Source organism: Pseudomonas nitroreducens (genome assembly GCF_014204515.1).
GTDB lineage: Bacteria > Pseudomonadota > Gammaproteobacteria > Pseudomonadales > Pseudomonadaceae > Pseudomonas > Pseudomonas nitritireducens_A.
In genome coordinates, this window is record NZ_JACHLI010000070.1 from 1 (window position 1) to 5,592 (window position 5,592).

Annotated in this window: 5 protein-coding genes; 1 reads left to right on the top strand and 4 read right to left on the bottom strand. The window is 66.0% G+C overall.

From position 1 onward, the window contains the following. Positions 1-191: hypothetical protein (locus HNP46_RS35730; RefSeq protein WP_409372493.1), on the top strand; the 191-nt coding region annotated here is incomplete at its 5' end. Between the two features lie 19 nt (positions 192-210). On the opposite strand, the gene HNP46_RS35450 is transcribed toward HNP46_RS35730, so the two are convergent. Genes HNP46_RS35450 through HNP46_RS35465 form a run of 4 tightly spaced genes read right to left on the bottom strand, consistent with a single transcriptional unit; the run spans position 211 to position 5,230 of the window. Continuing rightward, a complete protein-coding gene (locus tag HNP46_RS35450) occupies positions 211-1,224 on the bottom strand; it encodes a fimbrial protein (protein ID WP_184598945.1) in 1,014 nt (337 codons plus the stop codon). A 15-nt stretch (positions 1,225-1,239) separates the two neighbouring features. Further along, complete coding sequence (locus HNP46_RS35455; protein WP_184598947.1) at positions 1,240-3,840, bottom strand: fimbria/pilus outer membrane usher protein; 2,601 nt, start codon at positions 3,838-3,840, stop codon at positions 1,240-1,242. Positions 3,841-3,899: 59 nt separating this feature from the next. Further along, on the bottom strand, positions 3,900-4,637 hold the full coding sequence (locus HNP46_RS35460) for a fimbrial biogenesis chaperone (RefSeq protein ID WP_221455239.1): 738 nt from the start codon (positions 4,635-4,637) through the stop codon (positions 3,900-3,902). A 47-nt stretch (positions 4,638-4,684) separates the two neighbouring features. Beyond that, positions 4,685-5,230, bottom strand: coding sequence for a fimbrial protein (locus tag HNP46_RS35465; protein WP_184598949.1), 546 nt, complete (start codon positions 5,228-5,230; stop codon positions 4,685-4,687). Positions 5,231-5,592: the final 362 nt, after the last annotated feature.

Consider the following 5,592-nt stretch of genomic DNA (forward strand, 5'->3'; position numbering starts at 1 on the left):
CGAGGACTATGAAGCCCTGCTGCCCTGGATCCTCAACGCGACTGAGTAACTGCGCCTACTCGCATCGCAAGGACGTCGTCAATCAAGCGCTTACGAAACAGTTCCTGCGGATCACGGCCCGACATGAGCGGCTGGCAAAAAACTATCAGTCGATGCTCAGCCTCGTATCCATCGCAATATGGCTGGCCTGATTGAGCCCCTAATTTCTAATTACTCATAAGTCAGTGTGAACGTTGCGGCCGTGGAGACCAACCCAGAGCCCATCGCCGCTGCGCTGCCGGCAGTGCGGTAGTAGCGAGCGGTCAGCGGGATACTCACCGACTGGTTGCCGGTGGAAGTGGTGGTCTGCAGGAAGCGAGTCGCCAGCGGCAGGCGGGTGACGCTGCTCAGGTCGCCCTTGAACAGGGTCACGCCGACGCCGGTTGCCATTCCCGTGCCGCTGGCGTTGGCCAGCACGTTGCCGTCGCCAGTGGTCTGCGCGCCGTCGATCTGGTAGCTGACCTTCACCCCGCTGTCGCACAGCAGGTTGATCTTGAACGCCTTGGCCTTGTCGTTGGCGCGCGGGATGGACGACTCCTCGAAGTCGGTCTTGGCGATGGTCGGCAGGTGCACGTCGATGTTGCGGCTGTCGGCGCTCACCTCGCAGCCCAGGCCGGTGATCTGCGAGGCGCCGGTGATCGTCAGAGTGGAGATACCCAGGTCGGCGTAGTAGATGTAAGACATACCGGCCACGCTGACCGTGCCGGCGCTGGCATCGATGTCGGCAGTCTTGATCAGCCGCACCCGCCAGTTGGTGTTCAGCGGGTACCTGGCGGCCTGCACGGACCAGGCCAGGCTGGGCAGCGGCGTGATCTTGGTCGGGTCGGGGTTGCAGCTGGCAGTGGCGTTGTTGCACCAGAACACCGAGATGCCGATGCCCGGCACGTTGGTCTGGAACACCGAAGGGAAACCATTGCTGGTGAAACCGGGCACCTCCGCGCCGATGCCGCCAGCGTGGCCACCCCTGACGTTGCCGGTAGAGTTGCAGGTGATGTTGGTGGAGGCGTAGCCCCTCCAGCCACTGTCCCAGAGGACCGTGTCGTTACTGGCATTGCGCGGCACGCTCAGGGTGGTCGGCAGCGCCAGGTTAGCCATAACGCTGGCGTTGCCGGACTGGAAGGTGCACACCGCCGCCAGCGCCGTGGGCGCGCAGAGCAGGGTTAGGAGCAGGATCAGGATTCGCATGGGGTCCTCTTTCGGTCAGCGGGCGGCGATCTGCGTCGGCCCGGTGCTGCGCGAGCACAGCGCCTCGGCCCTGGTGAAGGCGGACGCGCTCTTCTCGGCCGCCGGCGGCAGCTGGTAGCGCACGTGACACTGGCGATCCTCGCCCTCACCCCAGCGCACGGTCAGCTCGCCCGCGCGCTCGGCGGCGCGGATGAACACGCGGCTGCCCTGCCCCACCAGCGTCAGGCTGTTGCCCTGGGCGTCGAGCACTTCGGCGCCGACCGGCAGCGCCTCGCCGCGATCGTCACGCAGGGTCAGCAGCACCGGCTCGCCGGTCAGCGTGGGGTACTTGAGCATCACCACGGCGCCGAAGCGCGGGGCGACGTTCTGCGAGGTGAGCTGCAGTTCGACGTCGTCGGCGGTGCCCTTGGGGTCCAGCGCCACTTCGTTCTGCCGGTACGGCATCAGGCTCGACACCACGCCGTAGCCACTGCCATCCACCTTCGCGCCGCTGCTGTTGAGCAGCCGCGCGCCTTCGGCGCCCTTGGCTTCGACGATGGCGCGGGTTTCGCCCTGGGCCTGGCTGAAGGTGATGCCGCCCGGATGCGCGACGATGCTGCCCGACAAACCCAGGCCGACCTGGCGGAAACCATCGCCTTCGCTATAGCTGGTGGAGATGTTGGTGGCCGCCGCGCGGTACTGCGCATTGGCGCCACCGGCGGTGCTGGTGTCGCCGTCGCCCCGCGAGCGCGAACCATAGACGCCATAACTGAATTCGTTGAACTCGCCCAGGGAGCCGGAGACGCCCAGCTGGCTGTTCGCATCACCCTTGTCCGACCAGTTGGTGGAGCTGCTCAGGTACGGCGCGTGGCTGGAGCGTCCCAGCGGCAGCGACAGGCTGAGCAGGTACTGGGTATCGGTTTCGCCCCGCTCCAGGCGCGTGCGGCTGGCCGACAGGTTCAGACTGCCCCAGCGGTAGCTGTTGGAGTAGCCGGCCTGGTAGCTGGTGTCGCTGGACTTGCCGTTCTGCCAGTAGTTCTGCGACGAGCCGCTGAGGAACAGGCTGCCGTAGCCGTCGGCCAGCGGCTGGTTGACGTTGACCTGCACGCGGTTGCGCTGGCGGTACGGTGCGTTGGCGCTGGAATCCTGGGCCTGAGCGTAGTCGCCGAAGCTCAGGTAGCCCTCGCTGGAAAAACGGTACGCCGCCACCACGAAGTTGGTGCGGGTGCTTTCCAGCAGCTTGCTGTAGCTCAGCCGGTAGCTCTGCCCGCTGGAGGAACTGCCCAGGCCATCGCGCGCTTCCAGGCCCGAGGCGCTGGAGTGGGTGGCGTCGAAGGCAAAGGCGCCCACCGGCGTGCTGAGCGCCAGGCCGCCCTGCACCGCCAGGTACTGGTCGGCGATGATGCCGCCGGTGTAGCCGGTCCAGCTGTTGGATATGCCGCGCTGGTAGGTGCCCTGGACGAAGTTCGGCTCCTCGGCAAGACGGTCGTCGCGGTACTGGCCGGCGGTGACGCTGTAGCGCGAAGTGCCAGGGCGCAGCAGTTGCGCCACCGAGGCGAAGGGCACGGTGAAGCTGCGCGCGCGGCCGTCGGCCTCGGTGACCGTTACCTCCAGATCGCCCGAGTAACCGGTGCTGTACAGGTCGTCGATGACGAAGGGGCCCGGCGCCACGGTTGTTTCGTAGAGCACGTTGCCGCCCTGGCGCACGGTGACCCGCGCGTTGCCTTCGGCGGTGCCCCGGATGGCCGGGGCGAAGCCGCGCTGGGAGTCGGGCAGCATGCGGTCGTCGGAGGCCAGTTGGACACCGGTGTAGGGCACGCTGTCGAACAGCTCCGAAGGCGTGAAGTACTCGCCCAGGGTCAGCTGCGACTTCAGCCCGGTGAGATCGCGCTGGGCATAGCTGCTCACCGCGTCGTAGTGGCTGGCGCTCGGGCCGTTGCCGCTGCTGCGGCTGTAGCTGCCGTTGTGGCGCAGGCGCCAGTCGCCCAGGTTGGCCCCGGCATTGAGCCCGGTGTAGTACTGGGTGTTGTCCTGACCGCCACCCTGATTGCGGTAGGCATTGGCGTTGTAATCGACGAAGGCCGCGGTCACGCCGCGATCCCAGTCCTGCGGGTCGACGTAGCCGCGCGCCACGCGGCTCAGGTAAGCCTGGGGAATGCTCAGGTCCAGGCGCAGGCCGGCCAGGTCTAGGTCGGCGCGGGCATTGGGAATGCGTTGCGCGAGGTCGACGCAATCCTCGTCGGACTCGCTGCCCGCCGGCGCAGCCGGCAGCTGCAGGCTGTCCACACCCAGGCTGGCGAGTTGCTTGCGAGCGAAGCAGTAGCTCGGCGGCTGGCCATCGCGCACCCGCACTTCCTGGCGACCGATCCAGTTCTGGTTGACGTAGACATCCAGCCGGTAGCTGCCCGGCGCCACCGGGTTGCCGCGCTCGAAGCGGCTGACATCCACCTGCAGGCCCGCCGGACCTTGCAGGAACGCCGGGTTGAAGGAGGCTTGCAGGTCACTGTCGGCGGCCTTGGCGGCGGCAGCCAGGCCGGTACCTATGAAGCAGGTACCTACGGCCACCGCCAGCAACAGACGCTGGAAATGCGGCGGCCCGCCGGCGGAAATCCGCGGCGTTCGGGTCGTCGGGGGCATGGGCTATCCCTATGGCGTGGATCGGGGAAGGCACGTCATGCAGACGTGCCACTTCGGGGTCAGCGTAGCGCGGCTTCCAGCTCGGCCGAGGCGCCGAAATCACTCATCCAGCGATAGCGCAGCTTGCCGCCGCTGCCGCCGTCGAAGCCCGGCAGGGGGAAGTCGTGGTGGCTCTGCGGCGCGATCATGCCGCCGCCGGTGTCATGGCTGCGCCCGCCCTGCTGCAGCGCCAGCGCGCTGAAGGACAGGTGGTAGGGGCTGGCGTTCTCGCCGCGCAGCACATAGCCCGCGCCCTGCTTCTGAACGCTCCAGCGCACCTGCTCGATGGCGCTGGGCAGGTCGCCCAACAGCCTGGCGGGGCGGTAGAACAACTTCAGGCGCGAACGCACGGCGATCTGCATCAGGTTGCCGCTGGCGTCCTGGGGCACCGGGGGGATTTCCAGGGCGTTGAACCAGAACAGGCTCTCGCGATCCTGCGGCAGGTTCTCGCCGGTGAAGGCCAGGCGAACGCTCTGCCCCTTCTGCGGATCGAGGCGGAAGATCGGCGGCGTGAGCAGGAACGGCGCGTCGGCATCCTGCGGCCTGCCCTGGGCATTGCCGCGGTCGACCCAGACCTGCATCAGCACGGGCGCTGTGCCCTTGTTGGTGAGTTTCACGGTGACTTCGCGTTCCTTCGCGGGGTAGACGATTCGCGTCCCGTCGATCATGACGCCCGCCTGGGCACCAGTCAGGGCGAACGTGCACAAAAGCACGCCAACGAACACGGAGAACAGCCAGTGAGTGGGAACGGTCGGCATCGGAAATACCTCTTGCGGCCCGAGGCTTGTGCCCCGGGCCTGATGGATCATTCGTAGGTCAGCTGGTAGTTCGCCATGGCGGCGACGTCACCGGCGCCTGCGCTGCCGGCCTGCGAGTAGTACTGGGCGTAGTACTGCAGGGTGACCGGGGTCGAGCCGCTGACAGTGACCGCGCGGGCCAACTGCGAGGTGGCATCGTCGGTGTTGATGTTGATCGCCGTCTGGTTCTGGTCGAGCAACTGCACCTGCACGTCGCTCGCGCCGCTGGCGGCGGAGTTTTTCAGGTTGCCGTAGGCATCGACGTGACTGTCCGGAACGAAGGCCGCGGAGACCTTCACGCCGTCGGAGCAGCCGGTCACCTGCATGGCGAAACCGGTACGGCCGGTGCTGCTCTGTGCGGCAACCAGCAGGTCCTTGTCGACGGCTGGCAACTTCACGTCGATGTTGGTGGCGCTGGAGTCGAGCACGCAGCTGGTCTCAGTGACCTTGCCGGTGATGTTGATCACCCCGGTCTGCGGGGCGGCGGCAAAGGCCTGGACACAAAGGCCGGCACTTGTCAGGCCGATCAGCCCAGCGCGCAGTGTGGATTTCATGAAATGCTCTCCCGATTACGAAAATATCGATTGGGTGCGACCGTCTGTTCGGCCACTGCCCAATTGCTCGAGCCTTGGAGCCGGAATGGCACCAGGTGGCTGCTCGAACGCGATGCATCTTGCGTAATGACCGATCAAGAAGAAATCAGACGAATCTCAATCGGCATCTGATAAGATTCTGAATCCAAAAAATGCAAACAAGGAGTCAGCCTCTGGCGGGCTCAACTGGTCAGTGCAACAGTTCTCGATTCAGCTACTGATGAAGAGAGTGGTTTGGCCCCCTGTATCTGAGGGCAGGGCCTCACGCTTAAACTAGGAGATAGTCTTGTGACTGGTTTTAAGCGTATGCCCAATGGAAGTGA

Excerpts from the sequence above, each read along its gene's own strand:
- HNP46_RS35450 (WP_184598945.1), bottom strand. The coding sequence starts at position 1,224 with ATGCGAATCCTGATCCTGCTCCTAACCCTGCTCTGCGCGCCCACGGCG.
- HNP46_RS35455 (WP_184598947.1), bottom strand. The coding sequence starts at position 3,840 with ATGCCCCCGACGACCCGAACGCCGCGGATTTCCGCCGGCGGGCCGCCG.
- HNP46_RS35460 (WP_221455239.1), bottom strand. The coding sequence starts at position 4,637 with ATGCCGACCGTTCCCACTCACTGGCTGTTCTCCGTGTTCGTTGGCGTG.
- HNP46_RS35465 (WP_184598949.1), bottom strand. The coding sequence starts at position 5,230 with ATGAAATCCACACTGCGCGCTGGGCTGATCGGCCTGACAAGTGCCGGC.